The following is a 26,355-nucleotide window of genomic DNA, read 5'->3' as shown; positions in this document are numbered from 1 at the left end:
CGGGGGGCCGGTGGCTATGTTTTACGCGTGTCTCCCGCGGCGCGCCGCCGGCGCGGCCGCGCGGGGTGGCCCCGCGCCCCACGGCAGGGTAGAAGTTGGTCGGGTCGCCGTGGATCGAGACATACAGCACGTCGCTGCGGTCGTAGAAGATTTCCTGCACCCCCTGGCCGTGGTGCATGTCGGTATCGAGGACCGCCACGCGAGCGAAGCGCCCGCGCAGCGCCTGGGCGGCGATGGCCGCGTTGTTGAGGTAGCAGAAGCCGCCAGCGGCATCGACGCGCGCATGGTGGCCGGGCGGGCGGCACAGTGCGTAGGCCGCAGGGGCGCCGTCGACGATGGCCGCCGCGCCGGCCACCGCGCTCTGGGCCGACCAGTACGCGGAGCGCCAGGTCTCGGCCCCGACCGGGCAGCTGCCGTCGGCAAGGTAGCGCGCCGCCTTGGCCAGCACGCCGCGCAGGCGGTTGGGCTCGCGCACGTAAACGTTCGACATCACCTCGTCGCCCCAGTCGGGCGGCATCTGCTTCCATTCGCCGTGCGCGTCCTCCAGAAAGCGCAGGTAGTCGGCACTGTGCACGGCGGCCAATGGCGCCATGCCGGCGTCGGCCGGCGTCCGGAGATCGAAGCCGAGCGATTGCACGGCGGCGACGAGTCGAAGTGCGCGGTCGGGAATTTCCTGCGGGGTGCGCATCTGTCCGCGCGACAGGTAGCTGCGCGGATGGTGCAGCAGCTGCTCTGGATGGAAGTAGGTCAGCATGGGCGATTCGGCATGGCCGCCGTGGAATTTGCTCGGCAGCCATGGTAGCGAGCAAGATCGGTGCCCATCGAGGGCATCGGATGGCGCGCGAATCGGCGGCATCCACATTGGTTACGATCACCCATGAGAAAAACCTTTCAGCTTCAGGTCGAGGGCAAGCACCCCGACCGTCTCCTCGAAGCCATCAAGCACGAGATCCGCAAGTACATCAAGCGCGAGCGGCGGCGCGAATTGCCCGAAGGCAGCGATTTCTGGGACTTCGATTGCAAGTTCGGCGCGGCCCAGGAATCCGCCGAAGTCATTCACCTTTCCGCCATCACGGGCCTCATCGACGGGGTGGTGAAGGAAGGCGGCAAGCAGTTCTACATCGAGATCCTGGCCAAGCCCGGCAAGCGCAAGCCGCGGCCTGAAGGCGAACAGGGCGCGGCCACCGATTCCGAAGAGGAATAACCGCCGTCAGGCCTGCGCCTGCGCCAACCGCAGGCCGTACCGCTGCTCCGCATCCTGCAGCGAGCGCGCAATCGACGGGTGCAGCCGCACCCCGTTCCTGGCCTGCGCTTCCCGACGCTTCAAACCGCCTTCGCCCGGTAGCCGCACAGGCTTGGCCGGGTCGATGGGCACGTTGCCGCGACACTTCGCCGCCACATGGTCCATCTGGCGCAGGAAGGCGTCCTTGCCGCCGAAGGCATTCAGGTCGTGCAGCGTGATGTGCACCGTCGCGCCCCAGCCCTCGGGCGGATCGGCCCGGCCGTGGCCCGCGAGGCCGGCCGTGAGCGTCTCGACCAGCAGCGCCATGCCGTAGCCCTTGTGGCCGTGGCTCAATCCGCCGACCGGCAGCAGCGTGCCAGGCGGCTGGTCGAACAGCACCTGCGGGTCGTTCGACGGCTTGCCGGCAGCGTCGATCAGCCATTCCTCGGCGAAGGTCTCGCCCGCTGCGCGCTTGCGGTTGCTCATGCCGTTGGTGGTGATGGAGGCCGAGATGTCGACCATCACGCCGCCTTGCGAGAGCGGAAAACCCATGGCCAGCGGATTCGGCGTGAACACGGCCTGCGTGCCGCCGAAGGGCGCGACGCTGGCGGCATTGGGGTCGGAGCAGGCCAGCAGCATCAGCATGTCTTCCTGCAGCGCGCGCAACATGTAGACGGCGAGGCAGGCGATGTGGTGGCTGCGGCGGATGACGAGCGAGGCGGTGCCGAGTTCGCGGGCACGCGGAATCAGCAAATCCATGCCCTGGTCCATGAGCCAAGGACCGGGCAGGCGCTTGCCGTCCCAGAGCACGGCGGCGGGGCGGTCGGACAGCACCTCGGGGGTGCCGTCGCGCGTCATGCCACCGGATTCCAGTTCCTTGACGTACCCGGCCAGCAGCGCGAGGCCGTGCGTGTCGTGTCCCAGCAGGTCGCCTTCGACGAGCGTGCGGGCGACGCTGTCGGCCATCGACGCGGCGAGCCCGGCTTTTTGCAGCAGGGCGCTCGCGTAGTCCTTGAGGGCTTCGGCGCGGTAGAGCGGGGCGGTGTCGGTCATGTCAGTGGTCCGTGTCTCGTTGGGGCGGTTGTTCTTGGGGGCGCTGTCGTTCAGGGCGCGTGCAAGGGCACCGGGTACGCTCCTGCGCGAATGTCCCCCGTCGGCATCATCGCCCCCGAACCACGCCCCCAATCGCTCATCGCAGTATTTCGAGAAGGCGGTCCAGTCCGCCTTCGTTGATTGCAACCATTGCCTGTTCACGCACCTTGGGTTTCGCGTGATAGGCCACCGACAGGCCGGCTTCGCCCATCATCGGGAGGTCGTTCGCGCCGTCGCCCACGGCGATGGTTTCCTGCGGCGAGATGCCCATGAGCGAAGCCACCTCGAGCAGCGTCCTGCGCTTTTCGGCGCCGTCGCAGATGTCGCCCCAGCTCTGCGTGACGACTTCGCCGGTGAGCTTGCCGCCGGCTTCGTCGAGCAGATTGGAGCGCGCAAAGTCGATGCCCAGCCGGTCTTTCACGCGGTTCGCGAAGAAGGTGAAGCCGCCCGACACCAGCAGCACCTTGAGGCCGGCTTTCTTGCAGGCTGCTACCAGTTCGCTCGCGCCCGGGTTGAGCTTCAGCCGCTCGTCGTACACCTGCTGCAGCGCCTCGACCGGCACACCCTGCAACAGCGCCACGCGGCGGCGCAGGCTTTCCTTGAAGTCCTTGATCTCGCCGCGCATCGTGGCCTCGGTGATGGCGGCGACCTCGGCCTTCTTGCCGACGGCATCGGCGATCTCGTCGATGCATTCGATGTTGATCAGCGTCGAGTCCATGTCGAACGCAATCAGCTTGAAGTCGGCGAGCCGCAACGGTGGCTTCACGCGCTGGATGACGAGGCCGGGGGAGATTTCTTGGGTAGCGCTCATGCGGTGACTGTTTCCTTGACGAGGGGTTGGCCCAGGCTGCGCAGCACGTCGCGCACCATCTGGGCTCGCTCTTTGGGCTCTTTCAGCTCGCGCTCGATGCGCAGCTTCTCGTTGCCGGCGAGCTTGATGTGCTTGTTCTTCTGGATCAGCTGGATGATGGCCATGCCATCGACCGGCGCATCTTTCTTGAACGTGATGTTGATGATGCCCGGCGCCGCGTCGACCTTGACCACGCCGTAGGGCCGCGCCAGCACGCGCAGGCGGTGCGTGTCGATCAGCGTCTGTGCCTGCGGCGGCAGCTTGCCGAAGCGGTCGACGATTTCTTCGAGCAGCGTGTCGATCTGGTCGGGCGTCTTCGCGGTGGCCAGCTTCTTGTAGAACGACAGGCGCAGGTGCACGTCGCCGCAGTAGTCATCAGGCAGCAGGGCGGGCGCGTGCAGGTTGATTTCGGTGGTGACCGACAGCGGTGAGAGCAGGTCTGGCTCCTGGCCGGCCTTGAGCGAGCGCACGGCCTCGCTGAGCATCTCGTTGTAGAGCTGGAAGCCGATTTCCATCATGTTGCCGCTCTGGTTCTCGCCGAGCACCTCGCCGGTGCCGCGAATCTCGAGGTCATGCATGGCGAGGTAGAAGCCGGAGCCCAGCTCTTCCATCTGCTGGATGGCGTCGAGCCGCTGCGCCGCCTGCTTGGTCAGGCCCTCGGTGTCGGGCACCATGAGGTAGGCATAGGCTTGGTGGTGCGAGCGGCCGACGCGGCCGCGCAACTGGTGCAGCTGCGCCAGGCCGAACTTGTCGGCGCGGCTCATCACGATGGTGTTGGCGGTTGGCACGTCGATGCCGGTCTCGATGATGGTCGAGCACAGCAGCAGGTTGTAGCGCTGCGCCACGAAGTCGCGCATCACGCGCTCCAGCTCGCGCTCGGGCATCTGGCCATGGGCCACGGCGATGCGGGCCTCGGGCAATATTTCTTCCAGCTTCTGGCGCCGGTTCTCGATGGTCTCGACCTCGTTGTGCAGGAAGTAGACCTGCCCGCCGCGCTTGAGCTCGCGCAGCACGGCCTCGCGGATCACGCCCGTGCCTTCGTTGCGCACGAAGGTCTTGATGGCGAGGCGCCGTTGCGGTGCGGTCGCGATCACACTGAGGTCGCGCAGGCCTTCGAGCGCCATGCCCAGCGTGCGCGGAATCGGCGTGGCCGTGAGCGTGAGCACGTCGACCTCGGCGCGCATGGCCTTCATCGCCTCCTTGTGGCGCACGCCGAAGCGGTGCTCCTCGTCGATGATGAGCAGGCCCAGGTTCTTGAACTTGACCGACTGCGACAGCAGCTTGTGCGTGCCGACCACGATGTCGACCTGGCCCTCGGCCAGCCCCTTGGCGGCGGTGGTGATTTCCTTGGCCGAGCGGAAGCGGCTCATCTCGGCCACCTTCACGGGCCACTTGGCGAAGCGGTCGACCAGCGTCTGGTAATGCTGCTCCGCCAGCAGCGTGGTGGGCGCGAGGAACGCGACCTGCTTGCCGCCGGTGACGGCGATGAAGGCGGCGCGCAGCGCCACCTCGGTCTTGCCGAAGCCCACGTCGCCGCACACGAGGCGGTCCATGGGCTGGGGCGAGATCATGTCCTGCACCACGGCGTGGATAGCGGCCTTCTGGTCGGCGGTTTCCTGGAAGCCGAAGTCGTTGGCGAACACCTCGTAGTCGGCCGGCGAGTAGCGGAAAGCATGGCCTTCGCGCGCGGCGCGGCGAGCGTAGATGTTGAGCAGTTCGGCAGCGGAGTCGCGCACCTGCTCGGCGGCCTTGCGCTTGGCCTTTTCCCATTGGCCGGAGCCCAGCTTGTGCAGCGGGGCCTCGTCGGCGCTCACGCCGGTGTAGCGGCTGATCTGGTGCAGCTGCGACACGGGCACGTAGAGCGTGGCCTTGTCGGCGTACTCCAGGTGCAGCATTTCCTGCAGCAGCGGCTTGCCGTCGGGGCCGCTGCCCTGGCCCAGGTCCATGTGGATCAGGCCGCGGTAGCGGCCGATGCCGTGCGCGGTGTGGACCACCGGGTCGCCGACGTTGAGTTCCGACAGGTCCTTGATCAGCGCCTCGACGTCGCTGACCTGCTCCTGCTTCTTGTTGCGCCGGCGCGTGGTGGGCGCGGTGGCGAACAGTTCGGTCTCGGTGACGAGGTCGATCCCCTGCTCGCGCCAGGCGAAGCCCGAGGCCAGCGCGGCGGTGGCGATGCCGACCTTTTCGTCGGCAGAGGCTTCGAACTCGGCCAGCGAGTCGAAGGCCGGCGGGCTCACGCCGCTGGCGCGCAGGAAGTCGAGCAGGCTCTCGCGGCGGCCGTCGCTCTCGGCGATCAGCAGCACGCGGTGGGGCGTGGCCTTGATGTGGGCCTTGAGCCCGACCAGCGGGTCTTCCGCGCCGCGCACCACGGCGAAGGGCGGCAGCTTGTCGAATTCGGCGTAGGGCGCTTCCGTGGGCACGTCGCCGCGGATGGCGAGTTGCGCGTGCGGCTTGGCGCGCTGGTAGAACTGCTCGGCGTTCAGGAACAGCGCCTCGGGCGGCAGGGCGGGGCGCTCGGGGTCGCCACGCACCAGCCGGTAGCGTTCGTTCGTGTCCTGCCAGAAATGCTGGAACGCAGGTTCGAGGTCGCCGTGCAGCACCACCGTGGCGTCTGCGCCCAGGTAGTCGAACACCGTGGCCGTCTCGTCGAAGAACAGCGGCAGGTAGTACTCGATGCCGGCGGTGGCCACGCCGTTGCCCATGTCCTTGTAGATGCGGCTCTTGGTCGGGTCGCCCTCGAGCAGTTCGCGCCAGCGGCTGCGAAAGCGCGCTCGCGCGTCGTCGTCCATCGGGAATTCGCGGCCCGGCAGCAGGCGCACCTCGGGCACGGGGTAGAGGCTGCGCTGGGTGTCCGGGTCGAAGGTGCGGATCGTGTCGATCTCGTCGTCGAACAGGTCGACGCGAAACGGCACCGGCGAGCCCATGGGGAACAGGTCGATCAGGCCGCCGCGCACCGCGTATTCGCCGGGGCTGACCACCTGCGTCACGTGGGTGTAGCCGGCCAGCGTGAGCTGGGCCTTGAGCTTCGATTCCTCGAGCTTCTGCTTGGCCTTGAAGTGGAAGGTGTAGCCGGCCAGGAAGGCCGGGGGTGCGAGTCGGTAGAGGGCGGTGGTGGCGGGCACCAGCACCACGTCGGCCTCCTTCTGGCTGATGCGCCAGAGGGTGGCCAGGCGCTCGCTGATCAGGTCCTGGTGGGGCGAGAAGCTGTCGTAGGGCAGCGTCTCCCAGTCGGGGAACAAGGCGCATCGCAGGTCGGGCGCGAAGAAGGCGATTTCATCGATCAGGCGCTGCGCGTCGTTGGCGTCGGCCGTGAACATCGCCGTGGCGCGCCCGGCGGCTTTCTCGCGCATGGCCAGCTGCGCCAGCAGCAGTGCATCGGCCGACAACGGGGGACGCGGCAGCGTGAAACGCTTGCCCGCCGTGAGGTGGGGGAGGTCCATGGAACGCTTACTGGAAATGCACAACACCCCGCGCCGGTTGGCGAGGGGTGTGCGTAGCGGTCGATTCTAGAATGGCGGCCCTTTATTCGCTTGCTGGCCAGCGCCGGCGCCGGGCCCTCATGTCCTCTTCCCGACTTTTCGTGCTGATCCCATGCGCCGGCTCCGGCCATCGTGCGGGGCATGCGCAGTCCGCGCTGCCCAAGCAGTACCGACGCCTGGCCGGCCTGCCGATGGTGGCCCACACGCTGGAGGCCTTCCGCGCGCTGGCGGGGCGCTTCGCCGGGCTGGCGCTGGTGGTGTCGCCGGACGACCGCGACGTGGATGCGGTGCTGCCGCGCTTTCCCGCCGAAAACGAATACCTGCTGCGCGTGGGCGGCGTGACCCGCGCGGCCACGGTGCGCAACGGCCTGGTGGCACTGCGGCAGAAGGGCGCAGGCGCGCACGACTGGGTGCTGGTGCACGACGCGGCGCGCTGCCTCGTCACGTCGAGCCAGATCGAGGCGCTGATTGCGGCCTGCGAGCACGACGCTGTGGGCGGCCTGCTGGCGCACCGGCTGGCGGACACACTGAAGGCGTCGACGGCCGAGAGCCGAGTAGCCCAGACGCTGTCGCGCGCCGACAAGTGGCTGGCGCAGACGCCGCAGATGTTCCGCATCGGCATGCTGCTCGACGCGCTGGAGCGCACGGGCGACACCGTGACCGACGAGGCCAGCGCCATAGAGGCCATCGGCCTGTCGCCGCTGCTGGTGCAGGGTAGCGCGCAGAACTTCAAGGTGACGTTCCCCGAGGACTTCGCATTGGCCGAGGCGGTCCTGCAGGGCCGCAAGAAGGGCATTGCATGACGAGCGCCTTCAACATCCGTGTCGGCGAGGGCTGGGACATTCACCAGCTGGTGGCGGGGCGCAAGCTGATCCTGGGCGGTGTCGAGGTGCCGCACACCACCGGCCTGCTGGGGCATTCCGATGCCGACGTGCTGCTGCACGCCATCACCGACGCCCTGCTGGGTGGCGCGGGGCTCGGCGACATCGGCCGGCATTTTCCGGATACCGACGAGCAGTTCCGCGGTGCCGATTCGTCGGTGCTGCTGGCCGAGGCGGCGCGCCGGGTGCGCGCGGCGGGCTGGGAGATCGGCAACGTCGACAGCACCGTGATCGCGCAGGCGCCCAAACTCGCGCCTCACATTCCGCTCATGTGCCAGCGAATCGCCGGCACGCTCGGCATTGCGGTCGGCCAGGTGAACGTGAAAGCCAAGACGGCCGAGAAGCTCGGCCCGGTGGGCGAGGGCCGCGCGATGGAAGCCCGCGCGGCCGTACTTCTGCATCGCTGAGGCCTCCGCGGGCTCAGGCTGGCTTCCTGCCTCCCGGCAGCTCACCCGGCTTCGGCGCCGGCATCGCGCGCGGCATCCTGATGTGCGCCGCCAGGCCGCGGCCCGGCGTGCTGGTCAGCGCGAAGGTGCCACCCATGCGCTCGATGTTCTTCGCCACGATCGACAGGCCCAGGCCCGCGCCGGCTGCCGAGGTGCGCGCTGTGTCGCCGCGGAAGAAGGGCTTGGTCAGCTGCGAGAGCAGGGCGGGCTCGACGCCTGCGCCGTGGTCGCGCACCTTGATCAGCACCGCGTCGTTGTTGGCCTGTGCCTGGATCGTGACGTCGGCCACGCCTGTGGAGGGCGATTTGCCATAGCGCCGCGCGTTCTCCACCAGGTTGGAGATCACGCGCGTGAGTTCGACTTCATCGCCCATCACGCGCAGGTCGGACGGCACCTCGACCTTGATGTTCATCTCCTCGTAGTCCTGCACCGCATAGGTGCAGGCGTCGACCACGTCGCGCAGCAGCACCGGACGAGGATCGACATGGTCGGGCCGCGCGTAGTCGAGGAACTTGTCGATGATCGCGTCGAGCTGGGCGATGTCGGCCGCCATGTGGTCGCGCGCGTCCTCGTCGGCCACGCTCATCTCCGTTTCCAGCCGCAGCCGGGCCAGCGGCGTTCGCAGGTCATGCGAGATGCCGGCCAGCATGATGGCGCGGTCCTGCTCGATCTTGGCGAGCTGGTCCGCCATGCGGTTGAAGCCGATGTTGACGGCGCGGATCTCGTTGGTGCGGGCTCGTTCGTCGAGCCGGTGCGCCTCGTACTCGCCTTCGCGCACCTGCATGGTCGCGCGCGACAGCTGCTTGAGCGGCAGGTTGATGAGCCGCGTAATCAGCGCCGCGCCGGCCAGCGAGAGCGCCATCGCCGTGCTGAGCCAGACCAGCCAGGTACGCCCTCCCACGCGGCTGAAGCGCGTGGGGTCGAGCAGCAGCCAGTAGGTGTCGCTCTCGATGGTGAAGCCGATCCAGAGACCCGCCTCGTCGTTCACGCGGCTGGCCACCGTGGTGCCTTCACCGAGCTGATCAATCAGCTCCTCGGTCACGCGCAGGTCGAGCGCGCCGCTGGTGTAGGGCTGGAACCGGTCGTTGGGTTCGCGCGGCAGGATGCGCACGCCCTCCTGGTCGGCCAGCGTCTTGATGAGCGACACCCGGGTTATCGCGTCCGAATACACCAGCGCCGCGCGCGTGAGGTTCACGAGCGAGGCGATCTGGTGCGCGGTCTGGATGGCGCGCGGCTCATATTCGAGCGAGCGGAAGGTCTGCAGCCAGGCGACCGTGCAGCCGATGAGCAGCAGCGCCAGCAGAAAGAAGGTGCGCCAGAAAAGGCTGAACCCCAGCTTGAGGCCGGGGCGGCGGTCACGTTGCGCGCTCGCTTCGAGCGGGCTCGGCATCGTGACCTGCACGCCGTCCTCCTGGGCCGCGCCGGGTCTGGTGGGTTGGCCGACGGCCACCTGTCAACGGCGCGTCAGGCCGTGCCGTCCGGCACGAACACGTAGCCGACGCCCCAGACGGTCTGGATGTAGCGCGGCGCCGCGGCGTCGGACTCGACCAGCTTGCGCAGGCGCGAGATCTGCACGTCCAGGCTGCGGTCGAAGGGCTCGAACTCGCGCCCGCGCGCCAGCTGGGCCAGCTTTTCGCGCGACAGCGGTTGACGCGGATGGCGCACGAGCGCCTTCAGCATCGCGAACTCGCCGGTGGTCAGCGAGAGTTCTTCGCCATCCTTCTTCAGGGTGCGCGAGCCGAGGTCGAAGGCGAACGGGCCGAAAGTGACGGTCTCGTTCTCGGTAGAAGGGGCGCCCGGCGCCTCCAGCGGCGGACGGCGGCGCAGCACGGCGTGCACACGGGCCAGCAGTTCGCGCGGGTTGAAAGGCTTGCCGAGATAGTCGTCGGCGCCGACTTCGAGGCCGACGATGCGGTCCACGTCCTCGCCCTTGGCGGTGAGCATGATGATCGGGGTGCGGTCGTTGGCGGCCCGCAGGCGGCGGCAGACCGAGAGGCCGTCTTCGCCGGGCATCATCAGGTCGAGCACGATCAGGTCGACCGTGTCGCGCAACAGGATGCGGTTGAGCGCCTTGCCGTCCTCGGCCACGATCACTTCGAAACCTTCTTGCGTCAGGTAGCGGCGCAGGAGGTCGCGGATGCGGGCGTCGTCGTCGACGATCACGATCTTGTCGGTGCGAGCGGGAACTTGAGTCATTTCTACAACGATGAATTTGTAACAGGGCCGATTCTGAAGGCGTTGAGGCTCCGTTGAGCCGGATTTACTTATGGTTTGACACTAAGTTACAAAACTTGCGGACGCTCGCGGTCTGGTCATCCGACGTTAGCGGGGAGGTGGCAAAGTCCTATTTCCTGATGACTTGTGCTCAATGAGACGTCCATTTTTCGCCCTGCCGTTCATCCTCGTTTTCGCCTGCGGTTCGTCGCTGGCGATGTCCGGCGATTTCTTCAGGGTGGGCGAAGTGCGCCGCAGCGAAGTCCGGGACGCGGTGGCGGCCCATCGTGCCGCGCAGCGCGAGGAGGTCCGCCGCGAACAGGCGGCCGCGGGCAGGCGCCTGACCGCCGCCGAACTGTTCGAGCTGCGGCAGCAGGTTCGCGGCCAATGGACCCCGCCCGCGACGGGTGCTTTGCTCAATTCGGCAGAATCGCAGCCGGCCGAGCGGATCGTGCCGGTGCCGCCGCCCGCGGCCCGCCCGTCCTTGACCGCACCGCGCAGCCAGCGCCGCTGATGCGCGAGCCTGCGGGCGCAGGCTTGTCTTTTCATACCAACTCAGGGGAGTACTTCGTCTTGAAGAAAACAATCAAATTGCTCGCGGCGTGCGCCGCCCTGGCCGCCGCCGGCACCGCACTGGCCCAGAACGCTGCGCCGGTACCGCAGAACGTGCTGCAGCTGGCGGCTTCCGGCACGGTCGAAGTGCAGCAGGACATGCTGAGCATGACGCTCGTGACCACCCGCGACGCCCCTGACGCGGCCGCCGTGCAGACGCAGCTGAAGGCGGCGCTCGACGCGGCCCTGGCCGAAGCGAAGAAGAACGCCCAGGCGGGCCAGCTCGACGTGCGCACCGGCAACTTCAGCCTGTCGCCGCGCTATTCCAAGGACGGCAAGATCAACGGTTGGCAGGGCTCGACCGAGCTGGTGCTCGAGGGACGCGACTTCCCGCGCATCACCCAGACGGCCGGCCGCATCACGACGCTCAGCGTGGGCAACGTGGGCTTCGGCTTGAGCCGCGAGCAGCGCGCCAAGACCGAAACCGAGGCGCAGAACATCGCCATCGAGAACTTCAAGCAGAAGGCCGGCGAGCTGGCCAAGGGCTTCGGCTTCAGCGGCTACACGCTGCGCGAGGTATCGGTGAACGCGAACGACGGTGGCCCGATCCGCCCGCGCATGATGGCGGTGCAGGCCAAGTCGTTCTCGTCCGACTCGACGGTCCCGGTCGAAGCCGGCAAGACCAGCGTCGTGGTGAGCGTGTCGGGCTCGGTGCAGCTCAAGTAAGGGGCGCGCGTACCGGCAGGCTACCCTTTATTGGGCAGTCCAGCCGCCGTCCATGGCCCAGGCGACGCCTCGGACCTGATCGGCCGCCGGCGAGCACAGGAAGACGGCCAGGCCGCCCAACTGCTCGACGGTGGTGAACTGCAGCGATGGCTGCTTTTCGCCCAGCAGCTCGTTCTGCGCCTGCGCCGCCGTGATGCCTTCGCGCGCCGCGCGGTCGTCGATCTGCTTTTGCACCAGCTGGGTCAGCACCCAGCCGGGGCAGATTGCATTGGCAGTGACGCCGGTGGTCGCGGTTTCGAGCGCGACCGACTTGGTCAGGCCGACGATGCCGTGCTTGGCGGCGACATAGGCCGATTTCTGCGCGGATGCCACGAGGCCATGGGCCGACGCGATATTGATGACGCGGCCCCAGTTGGCTTCGCGCATCGCGGGAATCGCCAGCCGCGTCGTATGGAATGCGCTGGTGAGATTGATGGCGATGATCGCATCCCAGCGTTCGGTGGGAAAGTCTTCGACCTTGGCCACATGCTGGATGCCGGCGTTGTTCACGAGGATGTCGACGCGGCCGAACTTCGACGCGGCGAACTTCATCATGTCTTCGATCTGGTCGGGTTTGCTCATGTCGGCGCCGTGGTACTCGGCGCGCACGCCGAGCGCCTCGATCTGGGCCTTGGGGGCTTCGGCATCGCCGAAGCCGTTGAGCACGATGTGTGCGCCCTGCTGGGCGAGAGCCTTGGCGATGGCGAGGCCAATGCCACTGGTGGACCCCGTGACAAGCGCGGTTTTGCCTTTGAGCATGAAGATCAATCTCCGGATGAATTAGGATGCGACGAGACAATTATCCGCACCAGGACGACTTCGTTTTCATGACAGAACCGACGCTTCATTACGTGGCGTGCGATGACGCCCAAGGCGGCCATCGCATGGCCTATTGGCAATGGGGCGACGCGCGCAGTGCGCATGTCGTGATCTGCGTGCACGGGCTGACCCGGCAGGGCCGCGATTTCGACCTGTTGGCTCAGGCCATCGTGGCGCGCGCTGCCGGCGATGTGCGCGTGGTCTGCCCCGACGTGGTGGGCCGTGGGCGCAGCGACTGGCTGCGCGACCCCGCTTTCTATCAGGTGCCGGTGTATGCGGCCGACATGGTCGCGTTGATCGCGCAGCTCCATCGCGAGCAGGCCATCGGCACGCTCGACTACCTCGGCACCAGCATGGGCGGGCTGATCGGCTTCGTGCTCGCGGGCCACAAGGAACTGCCGCTGGCGCGGCCCATCCGCCGCTTCATCGCGAACGATGTCGGTCCGACGATCGAGCCGGCCGCAGTGCAGCGCATCGGCGCCTACGTAGGGAAAAACGGTTCCTACGCGAGCGTGCAGGCGGCGGCCGATGCCATGTGGACGTTGTCGACCAGCTTCGGGCCGCACACGCCCGCGCAGTGGCTGGCGCTGTCGCAGCACATGGTGGTGCCCGCGTCGCAGCGCACTGCCGATGGTTCGGCCAAGGCCGAGGCTGGCGGCGACGAGGGGGCCTGGCTGCTTCACTACGACCCCGCCATCGGCGTGGCGCTGCGCGCCATCACGCCCGAGGCCGCGGCGCAGGGCGGCGCGATCATGTGGAGCCTGTACGACGCCATCGAGGCGCGCACGCTCGTCACGCGGGGCGCCGAATCGGATCTGTTGTCGCGCGAAACCGCACTGGCCATGACACAGCGCGGCCCGCACGCCACGCTGGTCGAGTTCGAAGGCGTGGGCCACGCGCCGACCTTTGTCGATCCCCTGCAGATCGCCGCTGTCACCAACTTCCTGTTCGATTGATTGATTGAAGCGTGAAGCGCGATTCCTCGAGTCTCCAGACGGCACCCATGTCCGACGCGGCCATGGTCGACTATCCGTTGTCCGCGGCAACGGCCGACCGTACGCCGGTGATGGAAAACATGCTGGCGCGCGCGCGTGCGTTCGCCGAACCGCTGATCGCCGACGAGAAGCTCGACACGGGCGAGAACTCGCTCGCGCATGCCGACGCGGTTGCCGCCATCGTCGCGAAGATGGGTGGCTCCGAGGCCATGCAGGCGGCGAGCTATCTGGTTTATTCGTGTCAGCACCTGAATCGCCCGCAGGAGGTGATCGCCAAGGTGTTCGGCGACAACTTTGCAGCGCTCGCCGTCGAGACGACCAAGCTGGTGCGTGTGCAGGAGCAGGCCCGCTCCGCGTCGCAGGGGCATCACGTCGAAGGCGCGGGCGCGCAGACCGAGAACGTGCGCAAGATGCTGCTTGCGTTCTCGCGCGACCTTCGCGTGGTGATGCTGCGGCTGGCTTCGCGCCTGCAGACGCTGCGGCATGCGGCCGCAAGCAAGCAGCCTGCGCCCGAGAGCGTGGCTCGCGAGTCGTTGCAGGTGTTCGCGCCACTGGCCAACCGGCTGGGTATCTGGCAGGTGAAGTGGGAGATCGAGGACCTCTCGTTCCGCTTCCTCGAGCCCGAAACCTACAAGCTGATCGCGCGCCTGCTCGACGAAAAGCGCATCGAGCGCGAGGGGCACATCGAGCAACTGCGCTCGCAGCTCGAGCACGAACTGCAGGCCGAAGGCGTCAAGGCCACTGTGCAGGGGCGCCCCAAGAACATCTACAGCATCGTCAAGAAGATGCGCGGCAAGTCGCTCGACTTCGAGCAGGTCTTCGACATCCTCGCACTGCGCGTGGTGGTGCCCGACGTCAAGGATTGCTACGCGGCGCTGGCGTGGGTGCATTCGCACTTCCAGCCGATCGACGAGGAGTTCGACGACTACATCGCGCGGCCCAAGCCCAACGGCTATCAGTCGCTGCACACGGTGGTGCGCGAGCTGGTGGATGGCAAGGCGGGCAAGCCGATCGAGATCCAGATCCGCACCGAAGAAATGCATGACCACGCCGAGCATGGCGTGGCGGCGCACTGGGCCTACAAGGAAGCGGGCCACAAGGGCTACGCGGGCGTATGGGCGAGTGGCGAGTACGACGCGAAGATCGCGGTGCTGCGGCAACTGCTGGCATGGGAGCGCGATCTGTCGGGCGGCCTGCAGGGTCAGGGTCTGTTCGACGACCGCATCTATGTGCTGACGCCCGATGCCGCCATCGTCGAGTTGCCGCAGGGCGCGACGCCGGTCGACTTTGCCTACACCGTGCACACCACGCTGGGCCATCGCTGCCGCGGAGCGCGCGTCGATGGTGCGATGGTGCCGTTGAACACGCCGCTGTCGAACGGGCAGACGGTCGAGATCATCGCGGCCAAGGAGGGCGGTCCGTCGCGCGACTGGCTCAATGCTGAACTGGGCTATCTGGCCAGCCATCGTGCGCGCGCGAAGGTGCGCGCATGGTTCAACGCACAGATCACGCACGAGACCGTGGCGCGCGGACGCGAAGCGGTCGAGAAGCTGCTGCAGCGCGAAGGCAAGACAGCAGTGCGGCTCGAAGACCTGGCGTCGCAGCTCGGCTTCAAGTCGGCGGACCACCTGTTCGAAGTGGTGGGCAAGGACGAGTTCTCGCTGCGCAACATCGAGACGCTGCTGCGTCCGCCCGAGCCCGCACCGGGGCCGGATGACGGCGTGCTTATCAAGAAAGCGCGCGGCAGCGAAAAATCGGGCAAGGGCGGCGTGCTGGTGGTGGGCGTGTCTTCGCTGATGACGCAGCTCGCCAAGTGCTGCAAGCCCGCGCCGCCCGATGCCATTCGCGGCTTCGTCACGCGGGGCCATGGCGTCAGCGTGCACCGCGGCGATTGCAGCAACTTCCGCACGATGGCAGCGAAGGATGGCGAGCGCGTTATCGATGTGGAGTGGGGCGTTGCGAAGAAGGGTGCCGATGCGCCTGTGTATGCGGTGGACGTGGCCGTCGAGGCGGCCGACCGCCAAGGGTTGCTGCGCGATATCTCCGACGTGTTTGCGCGCGAGAAGATGAACGTGATCGGCGTGCAGACGCAGTCGATCAAGGGCACGGCGTGGATGACGTTCACTGTGGAAATCGCAGATGCCGCGCGGCTCACGCAGGTCCTTGGGCTGGTCACTGCAGTTATTGGTGTGCGATCTGCACGTCGCCGCTGAAAAGCGCGTTTTCTCCTGCTACAATAGCTGCTTCTCGGACACATCCTTAGGCGCGTAGCTCAGCTGGTTAGAGCACCACCTTGACATGGTGGGGGTCGTTGGTTCGAGTCCAATCGCGCCTACCAATTTCTGTTTCAACCCCGGCCAACCACCGGACCCGTTGAACAGAGCATGCACCGGGTTCCCCGGTGCACATATCGTCCCATTTGCGGTGATGCGGAAAAAGCCCTCGACCATGTTGTTGTGCTACCTTGGCCTCTCTGCATCCTCATTCCATTTTTCTTGACAAGCGATCCGATGAATACGCGATCAACGCTGGTTGATCGGGCTCATGCCGACAAGCGCCTTGCGGCGCTGTTGAAGCAGGCTCCCGTCGAGTTTGCGCGTGCTGTCTACGGCATCAACGACCACGCGGGTGGACGTACCGACACGATGGCGGCGCGCGAAGTGGCGCGTGCCCAACGCCAGGGCATGCCCTTGACCGAAGAGCGCGCCGAACAGCGCGCTCGTGCCTACCTGCCGACCGTGGGGCAGGAGCACTGTCCGCGCTGCTGGGTGGTCTACGGCCAAAAAACACCGCTGCGTTTTCGAGAGGCCGACGAAGAGCGGCCCGAGTCGGCCGCCTGCCATGCGTGCGGCGCGGAGTACGCGACATCGTCGGATTGAGGAAGGCGGCGAGCCCGGTCAGGGTAAACCTTGTCGCGGCGCAGCAAAACCGCTCCCTAGAATCATCCGATGACATGGGCGTCCATGTGAAGGAGTCCGCAGTGCAGAGCAAGAAGTCCGGGGTCAAGCCGGTACAGCGTGTGATCAAGAAGTACCCCAACCGAAGGCTCTACGACACCGAGACATCCACGTACATCACGCTGACCGAGGTGAAGCAGTTGGTCATCCAGAACGCCCAGTTCGTGGTGCGCGATGCCAAGACGGGCGACGACCTCACTCGCAGCATCCTGCTGCAGATCATTCTCGAAGAAGAAGCGGGCGGCGCGCCGATGTTCACCGAGCAGGTCCTGGCCAACATCATCCGGTTCTATGGACAGGCTATGCAGGGCTACATGGGGCCGTATCTCGAGAAGAACATCCAGGCCATGACCGAGGTGCAGGCACAGTTGGCCGAGAAGGCCGAGGGGCTGACGCCGGAAATGTGGTCGCGCTTCATGACCATGCAGTCTCCGATGCTGCAGGGGCTGATGGGCAATTACGTCGAGCAATCGAAGAACGTTTTCCTGCAGATGCAGGAGCAGATGCAAAAAAACACCGAACAGGTACTGGGGGCCTTTGGCATCAAGCGCCCTTGAATGCCCAGCCGTCACCGATAGCTGGGACAATAGAGGCATATGAGCGAAGTTGCCTCCCCCGAACGTACGGCCACGCCGGCCGCCCCTAAGGTCGGATTCGTGAGCCTGGGCTGTCCCAAGGCCCTTACCGATTCCGAATTGATCCTGACCCAGCTGAGTGCCGAGGGTTATCAAACCGCCAAGACTTTCGAAGGCGCCGATCTAGTGATCGTCAACACCTGCGGCTTCATCGACGATGCCGTGAAGGAGAGCCTCGACACCATCGGTGAGGCTTTGGCCGAGAACGGCCGTGTGATCGTTACTGGCTGCCTGGGCGCCAAGACTGGCGACCAGGGGGGCAACCTGGTGCGCCAGATGCACCCGAGCGTGCTGGCCGTGACCGGTCCGCATGCCACGCAGGAGGTGATGGACGCGGTGCATGCGAACCTGCCGAAGCCGCACGATCCGTTTATCGACCTGGTGCCGAACACCTTCGGCGTTGCCGGCCTCAAGCTGACGCCGCGCCACTACGCCTATCTGAAAATCAGCGAAGGCTGCAACCACCGCTGCACCTTCTGCATCATTCCCTCGATGCGCGGCGACCTCGTGTCGCGGCCGGTCGGAGATGTTCTGAGCGAGGCGAAGGCCCTGTTCGAAGGCGGCGTGAAAGAACTGCTGGTGATCAGCCAGGACACTTCGGCCTATGGCGTCGACGTGAAGTACCGCACCGGGTTCTGGGATGGCAAGCCGGTCAAGACCCGCATGCTCGAACTGGTGCGCACGCTGGGTGAAATCGCCGAGCCCTACGGCGCATGGGTCCGTTTGCACTACGTGTACCCGTATCCGAGCGTCGACGAAGTCATTCCGCTCATGGCCAGCGGCCAGGTGCTGCCGTACCTCGACGTGCCGTTGCAGCACAGCCATCCCGATGTGCTGAAGCGCATGAAGCGCCCGGCCAGTGGCGAGAAGAATCTGGAGCGGCTGGCGCGCTGGCGCGAGGTGTGCCCGGAGCTTGTGATCCGCAGCACCTTCATCGCCGGCTTTCCTGGCGAGACGGAGCGGGAGTTCGAGCATCTGCTCGACTTCATCCGGGAAGCCGAGATCGATCGTGCTGGTTGCTTTGCCTACAGCCCGGTCGAGGGCGCGACCGCCAATGACATTCCCGGCATGCTGCCCGAGCCGGAGCGTGAAGCGCGTCGCGCCCGCTTCATGGAGGTGGCGGAGATCGTATCGATCGCCAAGCTGCAGAAGCGTGTTGGCTCGACGATGCAGGTGCTGGTTGATTCGGCGCCGGGCATGGGCCGCAAGGGTGGAGTGGGGCGCACGTACGCCGATGCGCCGGAGATCGACGGCACGGTTCGCCTGCTGCCGCCCGAGAAGATCAGCAAGACGCTGAAGGTGGGCGAGTTCACTCGCGCCCGCATCGTGGGCGCCGAGGGCCATGACTTGATCGCGCTGCCCGTTTGATGCTTCAGATTCAAGCGGACAAGAAAAAAGCCACCGGAGGCCGGTGGCTTGAATCGAATGACCTGGTAAGGGTCTTGTTGAATCTGGTGCCCAGAAGAGGACTCGAACCTCCACGATGTTACTCGCTAGTACCTGAAACTAGTGCGTCTACCAATTCCGCCATCTGGGCCCACAGAACTGCCGAAGCAGTTATGTTTTGAATTTCAGGAAAGAAGGAGATCATATCAAAAATAATGTCACTTCCAGCGGCTTGCTGGATGAATTCGAAGGAACCGTTCAAGGGCATCGTGACGGGCATGGCTTCGTTCAGCGCGATGACGGCGAGGCAGACATCTACCTGCCCCCGAACGAGATGCGCGCGGTGCTGCACAAGGACCGCGTCAAGGCGCGCGTTGTGCGCCAGGACCGCCGCGGCCGTCCCGAGGGGCGCGTGGTGGAGATCGTCGAGCGTCCCGAGCAGCCCATCATCGGCCGCCTGCTGCACGAAGGCGGCATCTGGCTTGTTGCGCCGGAAGACAAGCGCTACGGACAGGACGTCCTGATTCCCAAGGGCGCCACCGGTCCCGCAAAGGTGGGGCAGGTGGTGGTCGTGCAACTCACCGAGCCGCCGGCGTTGTTCGGCCAGCCGGTGGGCCGCGTGAAGGAAGTGCTGGGCGAGATCGACGACCCCGGCATGGAGATCGAGATCGCCGTGCGCAAGTACGGCGTGCCGCATGAATTTTCCGCAGAGTGCCTGGCCGAGGCCAAGGCGCTGCCAGAGAAGGTTCGTCCCGCCGACAAGAAGGGGCGCGTGGACCTCACCGACATTCCGCTCGTCACCATCGACGGTGAAGACGCGCGCGACTTCGACGACGCCGTGTACTGCGAGCCTGCGAAGGTGGGCCGTGGCAAGGGCTGGCGCTTGCTGGTTGCGATCGCCGACGTCAGCGCCTACGTGCAGACGGGTTCGGGCATCGACATCGACGCCTACGACCGCGCCACCAGCGTCTACTTCCCGCGCCGCGTCATTCCGATGCTGCCCGAGAAGTTGTCGAACGGCCTGTGCTCGCTGAACCCCGAGGTCGAGCGCCTGTGCATGGTGTGCGACATGCTCGTGGCCGCAGACGGCGAGATCTACGCCTACCAGTTCTATCCGGCCGTGATGTTCAGCCATGCGCGCTTCACGTACACCGAAGTGGCGGCCATCCTTGGCAACACACGCGGCCCCGAAGCCGCCAAGCGCAAGGACCGCGTCAAGGATCTGCTGAACCTCGCCGATGTCTACAAGGCGCTGCTCAAGCAACGCGGCAAGCGCGGCGCGGTCGACTTCGAAACCACCGAGACGCAGATCATCTGCGACGACGCCGGGCGCATCGAAAAGATCGTTCCGCGCACGCGCAACGAAGCGCACCGCCTGATCGAGGAAGCGATGCTCGCGGCCAACGTCTGCAGCGCCGACTTCATCGCCGAAGGCAAGCACCCGGGCCTGTACCGCGTGCACGAAGGCCCGACGCCCGAGAAGAAGGAAATCCTGCGTGGCTACCTGAAGGCGATGGGCGTGGGCCTGAGCATCACCGACGACCCCAGGCCGGGCGAGTTCCAAGCGATTGCCGAGGCCACGAAAGAGCGCCCCGATGCGCAGCAGATCCACACCATGCTGCTGCGCTCGATGCAGCAGGCGATCTATACGCCGATCAACAGCGGCCACTTCGGCCTGGCCTACGAGGCCTACACGCATTTCACGAGCCCGATCCGGCGCTATCCGGATTTGCTGGTGCATCGTGTGATCAAGGCGATCCTCGGCAAGACGCGCTACCAGCTGCCGATGCTGCCCACGCCCGGCGAAGCGCACGCCAAACTGGCCAAGCGGCTTGCGTCGCGCGTGAAGGCGCCGACCAACAAGCCGCAGAAGGCCACTGTGGCGCCAAGCAAGGAAGTGCTCGCATGGGAGGCCGCGGGCCTGCATTGCAGCGCCAACGAGCGCCGAGCCGACGAAGCCAGCCGTGACGTCGAGGCGTGGCTCAAGTGCAAGTACATGCGCGAGCACCTCGGCGAGGAATACGGCGGTGTGGTCACGGCCGCCACGACTTTCGGCATCTTCGTCACGCTCGATGCGATGTACGTCGAGGGCCTGGTGCACATCACCGAGCTTGGCGGCGAGTACTTCAAGTTCGACGAGATGCGCCAGGAATTGCGCGGCGAGCGCACCGGCATCCGCTACGCCATCGGCACGCGGGTGCGGGTGCAGGTGAGCCGCGTCGACCTCGACGGCCGCAAGATCGACTTCCGCCTCGTGCGCGAAGGCGAAGAGCTGGCGACCCGTGCCATGAAGGACAAGGGCGTGGCATCGGGCGTGCCGGTCAAGGCCTCGGCCAAGCGCAGCACGCGCCAGAAGGCTGAAGCCGGCAACGCCGAGCCGCGCGCGGAGCGCGGTTCCTCGCCTGCGGCAGGACCGCAGTCGGCAATGCAGGCCTTCAAGTCGGCGGTCAAGAAGGCCGCCAACAAGATGAAGGGGCGCAAGCCGCGCCGATGAAGCCCAGGCCGCACGAACCATCGACCAACCCAAGAAGAGAAAGAGACACACAGCATGAGCGCTGAAGACAACAAGGGCCGCATCGCCATCGTCACGGGGGCGGGCTCCGGCATCGGCCGCGCAGCCGCACTGGCGCTGTTGGGCGACGGCTGGAGCGTGGCGCTGGCGGGGCGCCGCCTGGAGCCGCTGGAACAGGTGGCGCAAGAATCGGGTGCCGGCGCGCGCGCCTTCGCGGTGCCGACCGACGTGGCCAATGCGGACTCGGTGCAAGCCCTGTTCGCGGCCACGGTCGAGCGCTTCGGCCGTGTCGACCTGCTGTTCAACAACGCCGGCGTGGGCAACCCGCCGGGCCCGTTCGAGGACTGGACGCCCGCGCAGTGGCAGGGTGTTGTCGACATCAACCTGACGGGCATGTTCTTCTGCATCCAGCAGGCGTTCCGCACGATGAAGGCGCAAACGCCGCAGGGGGGCCGCATCATCAACAACGGCTCCATCTCGGCCACCGCGCCGCGGCCGAACTCGGCTGCCTATACGGCGACCAAGCATGCGGTCGAAGGGCTGACGAAAACTGCGTCGCTCGATGGCCGCAAGTACGACATCGCGGTGGGGCAGGTCGACGTCGGCAATGCCATGACCGAACTGGCCGCACGCATGGCCAAGGGCGTGCCGCAAGCCAACGGCGAACTTGCGATCGAGCCGCTGATCGACGTCAAGATCGTGGGCCAGTCGGTGCTCTACATGGCAAACCTGCCGCTGGAAGCCAACGTGCTGTTCCACACCATCATGGCGACGAAGATGCCCTTCGTCGGGCGCGGCTAAGCGCCGTCAGGCGGACGCACGGCGGGCCAGCGTGCCGGCCGTGAGCGGGGCGGCATCGGCCGGCCAGGTATCGGCGATGTGGCCGTGCTGCCAGACGGCTTCGTGCGCCGCCTCGAAGGCTGGCTGGCGCATGGCCAGTGCCGCGCCGATCATGCCGGCCAGCACGTCGCCGGTGCCGGCCGTCGCGAGGCGCGCATTGCCGGTCAGGTTGATGATGGGTGGTGCGCCGCGGGCGTCGGCAACCACAGTGCCTGAACCCTTGAGCACTGTCACGACACCGAAGCGCGCGGCGAGTTGGTGGGCTGCGGCCAGCCTGTCGGCCTGGACCTCGCCGACCGGGCAGCCCAGCAGGCGCGCCGCTTCCAGCGGATGCGGCGTGATCACGGTGGGTGCTCCGCCTTTTCCTCGCAATACCAATTGGGCTTGCAGCGCGCCATCGGCTGCGATGGCATTGAGCGCGTCGGCATCGAGTACCAGTGCGGCCGCCGTCGAGAGCGCGCGCGGCAGCAGTTCGGCCACGGCCTTTGCGCCGCCGCATCCGCACACTGCTGTCATGCCTGACAGGTCGAGCGTTCGGGCGTCGCGCAGCATCAGTTCGGGTTGCGCGATGTCGACGGGGGCCGCGCTCGGATCGAGCAGCCCGACGAATACGCGCCCCGCACCGCTGTGCAAAGCCGCCGACCCGGCCAGCAGCGCGGCTCCTGCCATGCCGAGCGCGCCGCCGATCACCGCGACATCGCCAAAACTGCCCTTGTGCGACGCATGTGCGCGCCGCCGAGCTTCGGGCGCCCCGGCGATCCGGGCCGCGGGTTGATCCTTGAATGCGCCGCAACCCAGATCGTCGAACCACACGGCGCCTGCCGCATCGCGGCCCTGGGCGGTGAACAGGCCGGGCTTCAGCGTGAGGAAGGTGACGCAGCTGCGCGTCGATGTCTGGGCAGGTTCGATGCCGTGGGTTAGCGTGCCCGTGTCGGCATTCAGGCCCGATGGCACGTCGACGCTGAGCACCGGCCGGGCACTTGCATGCATATTCGCCAGCCATTCGGCCATCGTGCCTTCGGGTGGCCGAGTCGATCCAATGCCGAGCAGCGCGTCGATGGCCAGTTCATAGGCCGAAGGCGGTGTCGATGCGAATGTCACGCCTGCGTCGCGGGCGCGCTGCAGCGATGCCTTGGCGTCCGGCGGCAAGCGGCTTTCATCCCCCAGGAAGGTGACGACCGGAAAGAAGCCCCTGTGCCGCAACTGCGCAGCGGCCTCGAAGCCATCGCCGCCGTTGTTGCCTGGCCCGCAGGCCACCCAGATCGTCCGTGCATGCGGCGCGATCGCCATTGCCAGCCGTGCGACTGCGAGGCCGGCACGCTGCATCAGCGCGTGCGCGGGCAGGGCGGCCGCCGCAGCCTGTTCGATGCGGCGCGTGGCGGCGATGTCGAACAGCTCGGCGACGGTGGCGGACGTGATGCGTTGCATCGGCGCATTGTGCCGTCGCGTCGTCTCCTTATCATCCGGGGATGAATCTCAAGAGCGTCGGCTGGGTGCTCGTCCTGCTTTGCGCGGCGCTCGTCTTCTTCGTGGCTGCGACGATGTCGTGGATTGCAGGGCTGGGATGGGTCCTGGGCCTGCTGTGCTGCGTGTGGGGCGCCTTTCTGCTGGCCGATTTGAAGCGATGGGTGGCTTTGCGGGACCTGGCATGGGCCGCCAATGTCGGCTTCGGCATCAGCGTGGTCCGCTGGTTTGACGTGCCGTCCGAAACCGTTTCCGGTCTGGCGCGCCTCGCGCTGCTGAGTGCTGATGCGCTGTGCCTGGGTTTCTTTGTGCTGGTCGGCCCCGGTTTGCTGGGATGGACTGCGCAGAAACTCCGGCCGCCGCCGGAGCCCGGGTTGCCCGTCGAGCAGCCGGCCAGCGCCGAGCGCCTGCGCCGGTGGGGTCCTAAAGACTGAGCCGTTCGACCCCAAGGCCTTCGAGGTCGATGCCAGGGTCTTGTCCGGCGATCAGGTCGCCCAGCACGCGCGCGCTGCCGCATGACAGCGCCCAGCCGCTCGAGCCGTGGCCGAGATTGAGCCACACGCCGGGGATGCCGCTTGCGCCCAGCACGGGCGGGCCGTCGGGCAGCATCGGCCGCGCGCCTTTCCATTGCTGTACGCCGGACTGCAGCGTGGCTGCGCCCGGGAACCAGTCGTGCAGCACCTTGTAGAGCGTCTGCACGGCAGCCGGATTCATCGTGTCGAGCGAGCCGCCGATCTCGGCTCCGCCAGCCACGCGCACGCGCTGGCCCAGACGGGAGATGGCAACCTTGTAGCGCTCGTCCATCACCGCGCTGCGCGGTGCATTGAGCGGTTCGCGGATCGGCGCACTGATCGAATGGCCGTAGACCGGCGCCATCGGGATGCGCAGCCCCAGCGGCCGCAGCAGCGACGCCGACGCCAGGCCGGCGCACATCACGACCGCGTCGTAGCGCACCGGGTCCGAGCCGCTCGCCAAAGACAGCGAAGTGGGCGCCGCGCGGCTCAGGGGGGCAATGTCGCAGTTGAAGTGAAACTGGGCGCCGAGCGACTCGGCCTCCCACTTGAGGAGCAGTGCGAACTGCCGGCAGTTGGCCACTTCATCGTCGGGCAGGTGGATGGCGCCCGCCAGCGGGGCCTCGGGGTTGAGGGCCGGCTCGATCAGCCGGGCCTCGTCTGCATCGATTTCCTTGAAAACGCTGCCGGCCGCGCGCAGTACGTCGAGCCCGGGCTGCACCAGCTTCTTTTCGCGCTTGGAACGCAGCAGCACCAGGTAGCCGTCGCTGCGTTCGTAGCTGAGCTCGCGCGCCTCGGTCACTTCGTGCAGGCGGTTGCGGCTGTAGAAGGCCAGGCGCTGCATGCGTGCGCGATTGGCGAGGTAGGTTTCGAGCTTGCAGGCCTTTTGCCAGCGCGACAGCCAGCCTATGTCGCGCGAAGCCAGCGGCCATCGCAGCTTGACGGCGCCGTGCGAGGACAGCAGCGAACGCAGCACCTTGCCGCGCATGCCGGGGGCGGCCCATGGCGTGACGTACCCGGGAGCGACCACGCCGGCGTTGGCGAAGCTGGCTTCTTCTGCGGCGGCGCCCCTGCGCTCGAACACGGTCACTTCATGGCCGTCGGAAACCAGTTCCCAGGCGGTGGTGACGCCGACGATGCCGGCGCCCACGATCGCGATTTTCATTGAATTTTCTGGATAAGAGAGATGGTTGGCGCCTGTGAGTTGGGCAGCGTCGGTTGTTATTTTTGCAGCGAGCGCTCGGCCTGGAGCGCAACTGCGAGCACGGCGTCGTCGTGCAGCGCGGCGTGCCACAGCATCAGGCCGACCGGCAGTTCGCCGTCGACGTGGCAGGGCAGCGAGATGGCGCAGCCGTCGAGCATGTTGACGATCGATGGATTGCGCAGCAGCAGTGTATTGACGCGGAAGAATTCGTCGTCGCGCTCGGCGCCCGGCGCCACGCTGGAGAGGGACGGCGCGGTGATCGGCACGGTCGGCGACAGGACGGCGTCGAACGGGGCGAGTGCGGTTTCGACGCGGGCGATCCAGTCGCGGCGGGCATGCATCAGGTCGATGTATTCGTGCGCCTTCATCGTGGCACCGCGCAGGATGCGCTGGACCACGCGCGGATCGTAGCCTGCGCCGCTGCGCTCCAGCAGCAGGCGGTGCCAGGCGTAAGACTCGGCTGCCGAGAAGCCGCCAGTGGCGTTGATGGTGGTCAACTCGGCCAGTTCGGGTAGTTCGATCTCGATGATGCGGGCGCCGGCGGCCCGCAACGCCTTCAGCGAGCGCTCGACAGCGGCGGCCACGGCGGGTTCGATACTGTCGAAGAACACGTTCTTCACTACCGCCAGCCTGTAGGCGGCCAGCGGGGCGTTGCCGGCGGTCACGCGCCGCGCGGCGAGGATTTCGTGCACCGTGATGGCGTCGCGCACCGACCGCGTCATGGCGCAAACCGTGTCCAGGGTGGTCGAGAGCGGCAGTGCGCCTTCCGCAGGTGTCAGCCGGGCCGTGTTCTTGAAGCCGACGATGCCGTTCAGCGCCGCCGGGATGCGGATCGAGCCGCCGGTGTCGGAGCCCAGCCCGATGAACGCAGCGCCGCTGGCCACCGACACTGCCGCGCCGGACGACGAGCCGCCCGGGATGCGGGGCGTGGCGGCGTCGCACGCGTTGGCCGGCGTGCCGTGGTGCGGATTGACGCCGACGCCCGAGAAGGCGAACTCCGTCATGTTGGTGCGGCCGGTCAGCACGCCGCCCGCGGCGCGCAGCCGCGCCACGGCAAGGGCGTCGGCCTTGGCAGCGGGCGCATGGGCCAGCACTGCGGAGCCGGCGGGCGTTGGCTGGCCTTCGACATCGAACAGGTCCTTCGCAGTGAAGGCCAGTCCGGAAAGGCGGCTATCGGGGGTCGACGCGGCGGCAGTCTGGCGGGCCTCGTCGAACATGGTGCGGGTGAAGACGTGCGCGCAGGCCGGGGACAGGGCGATGCCGATGGCGCGCTCCATTTCGGTGCGGGCGTCGGAGCCACCTGCCAGAAGGGTGAAGCGAGTGGCGTGAAGGTCGTTCATGGAGGCTGCGGATGCCGTGAGGCGGCTCGGTTTCGAGGGAGAAGGGGCGGCGGCCGTGCTATACTCTTTGGGTTTCGCTGGCAAAGCGACGGCTTTCGTTGCATCCAGCCAGACACATCCGCAAACCGGCCCAATCAAGGTGTTGTGACTCCGTTCAAAAGAGCACAAAACGGGCTGGATTTTAGACCCA

The 26,355-nt window shown here is 66.9% G+C and carries 23 protein-coding genes and 2 tRNA genes; 14 read left to right on the top strand and 11 right to left on the bottom strand.

The annotated features are described in order from the left end of the window. Nucleotides 1-754, bottom strand: a 754-nt coding sequence (locus ACCC97_RS02875; RefSeq protein ID WP_413331528.1) for a histone deacetylase family protein, incomplete at its 3' end; no start/stop codon positions are given. Nucleotides 755-877: 123 nt separating this feature from the next. Between ACCC97_RS02875 and ACCC97_RS02870 the strand changes: the two genes are divergently transcribed. After that, the gene (locus ACCC97_RS02870; protein WP_007837030.1) at nt 878-1,204 is read left to right on the top strand and encodes a DUF6172 family protein; all 327 of its coding nucleotides are present in this window, start codon (nt 878-880) and stop codon (nt 1,202-1,204) included. A gap of 6 nt (nt 1,205-1,210) precedes the next feature. Here ACCC97_RS02870 and ACCC97_RS02865 read toward each other — a convergent pair whose 3' ends face one another. From ACCC97_RS02865 to mfd, 3 genes are all read right to left on the bottom strand, one after another. Next, nucleotides 1,211-2,275, bottom strand: coding sequence for an Ldh family oxidoreductase (locus tag ACCC97_RS02865; protein ID WP_413331527.1), 1,065 nt, complete (start codon nt 2,273-2,275; stop codon nt 1,211-1,213). 136 nt (nt 2,276-2,411) lie between these two features. Beyond that, entirely contained in the window at nt 2,412-3,125 is a 714-nt protein-coding gene (serB, locus tag ACCC97_RS02860) for a phosphoserine phosphatase SerB (protein ID WP_007837026.1), read from the bottom strand. Continuing rightward, nucleotides 3,122-6,604: a transcription-repair coupling factor gene (gene mfd / locus ACCC97_RS02855; protein ID WP_413331526.1), complete on the bottom strand. Its 3,483-nt coding sequence runs from the start codon at nt 6,602-6,604 to the stop codon at nt 3,122-3,124. Before mfd ends, serB begins: the two co-directional genes overlap by 4 nt. Nucleotides 6,605-6,723: 119 nt before the next feature. On the opposite strand from mfd, the gene ispD reads away from it, so the two are divergent. Together ispD and ispF are read left to right on the top strand one after the other, a co-directional pair. Next, nucleotides 6,724-7,446, top strand: coding sequence for a 2-C-methyl-D-erythritol 4-phosphate cytidylyltransferase (gene ispD, locus ACCC97_RS02850; RefSeq protein WP_007837023.1), 723 nt, complete (start codon nt 6,724-6,726; stop codon nt 7,444-7,446). Next, nucleotides 7,443-7,931, top strand: coding sequence for a 2-C-methyl-D-erythritol 2,4-cyclodiphosphate synthase (gene ispF / locus ACCC97_RS02845; RefSeq protein ID WP_413313908.1), 489 nt, complete (start codon nt 7,443-7,445; stop codon nt 7,929-7,931). The genes ispD and ispF overlap by 4 nt, the downstream gene beginning before the upstream one ends. A 13-nt stretch (nt 7,932-7,944) precedes the next feature. On the opposite strand, the gene ACCC97_RS02840 is transcribed toward ispF, so the two are convergent. Further along, nucleotides 7,945-9,360 (bottom strand): sensor histidine kinase, encoded by a 1,416-nt coding sequence (locus tag ACCC97_RS02840; RefSeq protein ID WP_042674038.1) that lies wholly within the window; start codon nt 9,358-9,360, stop codon nt 7,945-7,947. A gap of 74 nt (nt 9,361-9,434) precedes the next feature. Continuing rightward, nucleotides 9,435-10,166 carry a two-component system response regulator OmpR gene (gene ompR, locus ACCC97_RS02835; RefSeq protein WP_007837017.1) on the bottom strand — a complete coding sequence of 244 codons (732 nt, stop codon included), beginning with the start codon at nt 10,164-10,166 and terminating at the stop codon, nt 9,435-9,437. Nucleotides 10,167-10,338: 172 nt separating this feature from the next. Between ompR and ACCC97_RS02830 the strand changes: the two genes are divergently transcribed. Then, a complete protein-coding gene (locus tag ACCC97_RS02830; RefSeq protein WP_413313909.1) occupies nt 10,339-10,698 on the top strand; it encodes a hypothetical protein in 360 nt (119 codons plus the stop codon). Nucleotides 10,699-10,757: 59 nt separating this feature from the next. Then, nucleotides 10,758-11,462: an SIMPL domain-containing protein gene (locus ACCC97_RS02825; protein ID WP_413313910.1), complete on the top strand. Its 705-nt coding sequence runs from the start codon at nt 10,758-10,760 to the stop codon at nt 11,460-11,462. Nucleotides 11,463-11,489: 27 nt separating this feature from the next. On the opposite strand, the gene ACCC97_RS02820 is transcribed toward ACCC97_RS02825, so the two are convergent. Beyond that, nucleotides 11,490-12,260, bottom strand: a complete 771-nt coding sequence (locus ACCC97_RS02820) for a 3-hydroxybutyrate dehydrogenase (RefSeq protein ID WP_056519156.1) — start codon at nt 12,258-12,260, stop codon at nt 11,490-11,492. Nucleotides 12,261-12,286: 26 nt separating this feature from the next. Between ACCC97_RS02820 and ACCC97_RS02815 the strand changes: the two genes are divergently transcribed. The 6 genes from ACCC97_RS02815 to rimO all read left to right on the top strand — a co-directional run bounded on the left by ACCC97_RS02815 (nt 12,287) and on the right by rimO (nt 18,275). After that, nucleotides 12,287-13,276 carry an alpha/beta fold hydrolase gene (locus tag ACCC97_RS02815; RefSeq protein ID WP_413313924.1) on the top strand — a complete coding sequence of 330 codons (990 nt, stop codon included), beginning with the start codon at nt 12,287-12,289 and terminating at the stop codon, nt 13,274-13,276. A 47-nt stretch (nt 13,277-13,323) separates the two neighbouring features. Further along, the gene (locus ACCC97_RS02810; RefSeq protein ID WP_007837007.1) at nt 13,324-15,528 is read left to right on the top strand and encodes a RelA/SpoT family protein; all 2,205 of its coding nucleotides are present in this window, start codon (nt 13,324-13,326) and stop codon (nt 15,526-15,528) included. Between the two features lie 48 nt (nt 15,529-15,576). Then, nucleotides 15,577-15,653 (top strand) — tRNA-Val (locus ACCC97_RS02805). Nucleotides 15,654-15,825: 172 nt separating this feature from the next. Beyond that, the gene (locus ACCC97_RS02800; RefSeq protein WP_413331525.1) at nt 15,826-16,194 is read left to right on the top strand and encodes a hypothetical protein; all 369 of its coding nucleotides are present in this window, start codon (nt 15,826-15,828) and stop codon (nt 16,192-16,194) included. Between the two features lie 74 nt (nt 16,195-16,268). After that, nucleotides 16,269-16,829 carry a polyhydroxyalkanoate synthesis repressor PhaR gene (gene phaR, locus ACCC97_RS02795; RefSeq protein WP_007837005.1) on the top strand — a complete coding sequence of 187 codons (561 nt, stop codon included), beginning with the start codon at nt 16,269-16,271 and terminating at the stop codon, nt 16,827-16,829. Nucleotides 16,830-16,868: 39 nt separating this feature from the next. Then, nucleotides 16,869-18,275: a 30S ribosomal protein S12 methylthiotransferase RimO gene (rimO, locus tag ACCC97_RS02790; RefSeq protein ID WP_413313925.1), complete on the top strand. Its 1,407-nt coding sequence runs from the start codon at nt 16,869-16,871 to the stop codon at nt 18,273-18,275. Nucleotides 18,276-18,359: 84 nt separating this feature from the next. On the opposite strand, the gene ACCC97_RS02785 is transcribed toward rimO, so the two are convergent. Further along, nucleotides 18,360-18,444 (bottom strand) — tRNA-Leu (locus ACCC97_RS02785). A gap of 81 nt (nt 18,445-18,525) precedes the next feature. Between ACCC97_RS02785 and rnr the strand changes: the two genes are divergently transcribed. Then, nucleotides 18,526-20,787, top strand: coding sequence for a ribonuclease R (rnr, locus tag ACCC97_RS02780; protein WP_413331523.1), 2,262 nt, complete (start codon nt 18,526-18,528; stop codon nt 20,785-20,787). Nucleotides 20,788-20,841: 54 nt separating this feature from the next. After that, nucleotides 20,842-21,606, top strand: coding sequence for an SDR family oxidoreductase (locus ACCC97_RS02775; protein WP_007837002.1), 765 nt, complete (start codon nt 20,842-20,844; stop codon nt 21,604-21,606). Nucleotides 21,607-21,612: 6 nt separating this feature from the next. Here the strand turns inward: ACCC97_RS02775 and ACCC97_RS02770 are convergent, their stop codons facing one another. Further along, nucleotides 21,613-23,073 carry an NAD(P)H-hydrate dehydratase gene (locus tag ACCC97_RS02770; RefSeq protein WP_413331522.1) on the bottom strand — a complete coding sequence of 487 codons (1,461 nt, stop codon included), beginning with the start codon at nt 23,071-23,073 and terminating at the stop codon, nt 21,613-21,615. A gap of 41 nt (nt 23,074-23,114) precedes the next feature. Here ACCC97_RS02770 and ACCC97_RS02765 point away from each other — a divergent pair, with 41 nt between their 5' ends. After that, nucleotides 23,115-23,543, top strand: coding sequence for a hypothetical protein (locus tag ACCC97_RS02765; protein ID WP_413331521.1), 429 nt, complete (start codon nt 23,115-23,117; stop codon nt 23,541-23,543). Here ACCC97_RS02765 and ACCC97_RS02760 read toward each other — a convergent pair. Beyond that, nucleotides 23,533-24,786: a D-amino acid dehydrogenase gene (locus ACCC97_RS02760; RefSeq protein ID WP_413331520.1), complete on the bottom strand. Its 1,254-nt coding sequence runs from the start codon at nt 24,784-24,786 to the stop codon at nt 23,533-23,535. The genes ACCC97_RS02765 and ACCC97_RS02760 overlap by 11 nt on opposite strands. 56 nt (nt 24,787-24,842) lie before the next feature. Then, nucleotides 24,843-26,165, bottom strand: a complete 1,323-nt coding sequence (locus tag ACCC97_RS02755) for an amidase (RefSeq protein WP_007836998.1) — start codon at nt 26,163-26,165, stop codon at nt 24,843-24,845. Between the last annotated feature and the right edge of the window lie 190 nt (nt 26,166-26,355).

This window comes from Variovorax sp. Varisp85, assembly GCF_047304045.1.
GTDB lineage: Bacteria > Pseudomonadota > Gammaproteobacteria > Burkholderiales > Burkholderiaceae_C > Variovorax.
The sequence above is the reverse complement of the archived record's forward strand: the minus strand, read 5'-3'. Positions and strand labels throughout refer to the sequence as shown.

What these genes read in the sequence shown, in the direction of transcription:
- ACCC97_RS02820 (WP_056519156.1), bottom strand. Translation starts at nt 12,260, where the DNA reads ATGCTCAAAGGCAAAACCGCGCTTGTCACGGGGTCCACCAGTGGCATT.
- ACCC97_RS02810 (WP_007837007.1), top strand. Translation starts at nt 13,324, where the DNA reads ATGTCCGACGCGGCCATGGTCGACTATCCGTTGTCCGCGGCAACGGCC.
- rimO (WP_413313925.1), top strand. Translation starts at nt 16,869, where the DNA reads ATGAGCGAAGTTGCCTCCCCCGAACGTACGGCCACGCCGGCCGCCCCT.
- ACCC97_RS02760 (WP_413331520.1), bottom strand. Translation starts at nt 24,786, where the DNA reads ATGAAAATCGCGATCGTGGGCGCCGGCATCGTCGGCGTCACCACCGCC.
- ACCC97_RS02800 (WP_413331525.1), top strand. Translation starts at nt 15,826, where the DNA reads ATGAATACGCGATCAACGCTGGTTGATCGGGCTCATGCCGACAAGCGC.
- ACCC97_RS02775 (WP_007837002.1), top strand. Translation starts at nt 20,842, where the DNA reads ATGAGCGCTGAAGACAACAAGGGCCGCATCGCCATCGTCACGGGGGCG.
- ACCC97_RS02830 (WP_413313909.1), top strand. Translation starts at nt 10,339, where the DNA reads ATGAGACGTCCATTTTTCGCCCTGCCGTTCATCCTCGTTTTCGCCTGC.
- serB (WP_007837026.1), bottom strand. Translation starts at nt 3,125, where the DNA reads ATGAGCGCTACCCAAGAAATCTCCCCCGGCCTCGTCATCCAGCGCGTG.
- ACCC97_RS02755 (WP_007836998.1), bottom strand. Translation starts at nt 26,165, where the DNA reads ATGAACGACCTTCACGCCACTCGCTTCACCCTTCTGGCAGGTGGCTCC.
- ACCC97_RS02870 (WP_007837030.1), top strand. Translation starts at nt 878, where the DNA reads ATGAGAAAAACCTTTCAGCTTCAGGTCGAGGGCAAGCACCCCGACCGT.
- ompR (WP_007837017.1), bottom strand. Translation starts at nt 10,166, where the DNA reads ATGACTCAAGTTCCCGCTCGCACCGACAAGATCGTGATCGTCGACGAC.
- ACCC97_RS02765 (WP_413331521.1), top strand. Translation starts at nt 23,115, where the DNA reads ATGAATCTCAAGAGCGTCGGCTGGGTGCTCGTCCTGCTTTGCGCGGCG.
- ispD (WP_007837023.1), top strand. Translation starts at nt 6,724, where the DNA reads ATGTCCTCTTCCCGACTTTTCGTGCTGATCCCATGCGCCGGCTCCGGC.
- ispF (WP_413313908.1), top strand. Translation starts at nt 7,443, where the DNA reads ATGACGAGCGCCTTCAACATCCGTGTCGGCGAGGGCTGGGACATTCAC.
- ACCC97_RS02815 (WP_413313924.1), top strand. Translation starts at nt 12,287, where the DNA reads ATGCGACGAGACAATTATCCGCACCAGGACGACTTCGTTTTCATGACA.
- mfd (WP_413331526.1), bottom strand. Translation starts at nt 6,604, where the DNA reads ATGGACCTCCCCCACCTCACGGCGGGCAAGCGTTTCACGCTGCCGCGT.
- phaR (WP_007837005.1), top strand. Translation starts at nt 16,269, where the DNA reads ATGGGCGTCCATGTGAAGGAGTCCGCAGTGCAGAGCAAGAAGTCCGGG.
- ACCC97_RS02840 (WP_042674038.1), bottom strand. Translation starts at nt 9,360, where the DNA reads ATGCCGAGCCCGCTCGAAGCGAGCGCGCAACGTGACCGCCGCCCCGGC.
- ACCC97_RS02865 (WP_413331527.1), bottom strand. Translation starts at nt 2,275, where the DNA reads ATGACCGACACCGCCCCGCTCTACCGCGCCGAAGCCCTCAAGGACTAC.
- ACCC97_RS02770 (WP_413331522.1), bottom strand. Translation starts at nt 23,073, where the DNA reads ATGCAACGCATCACGTCCGCCACCGTCGCCGAGCTGTTCGACATCGCC.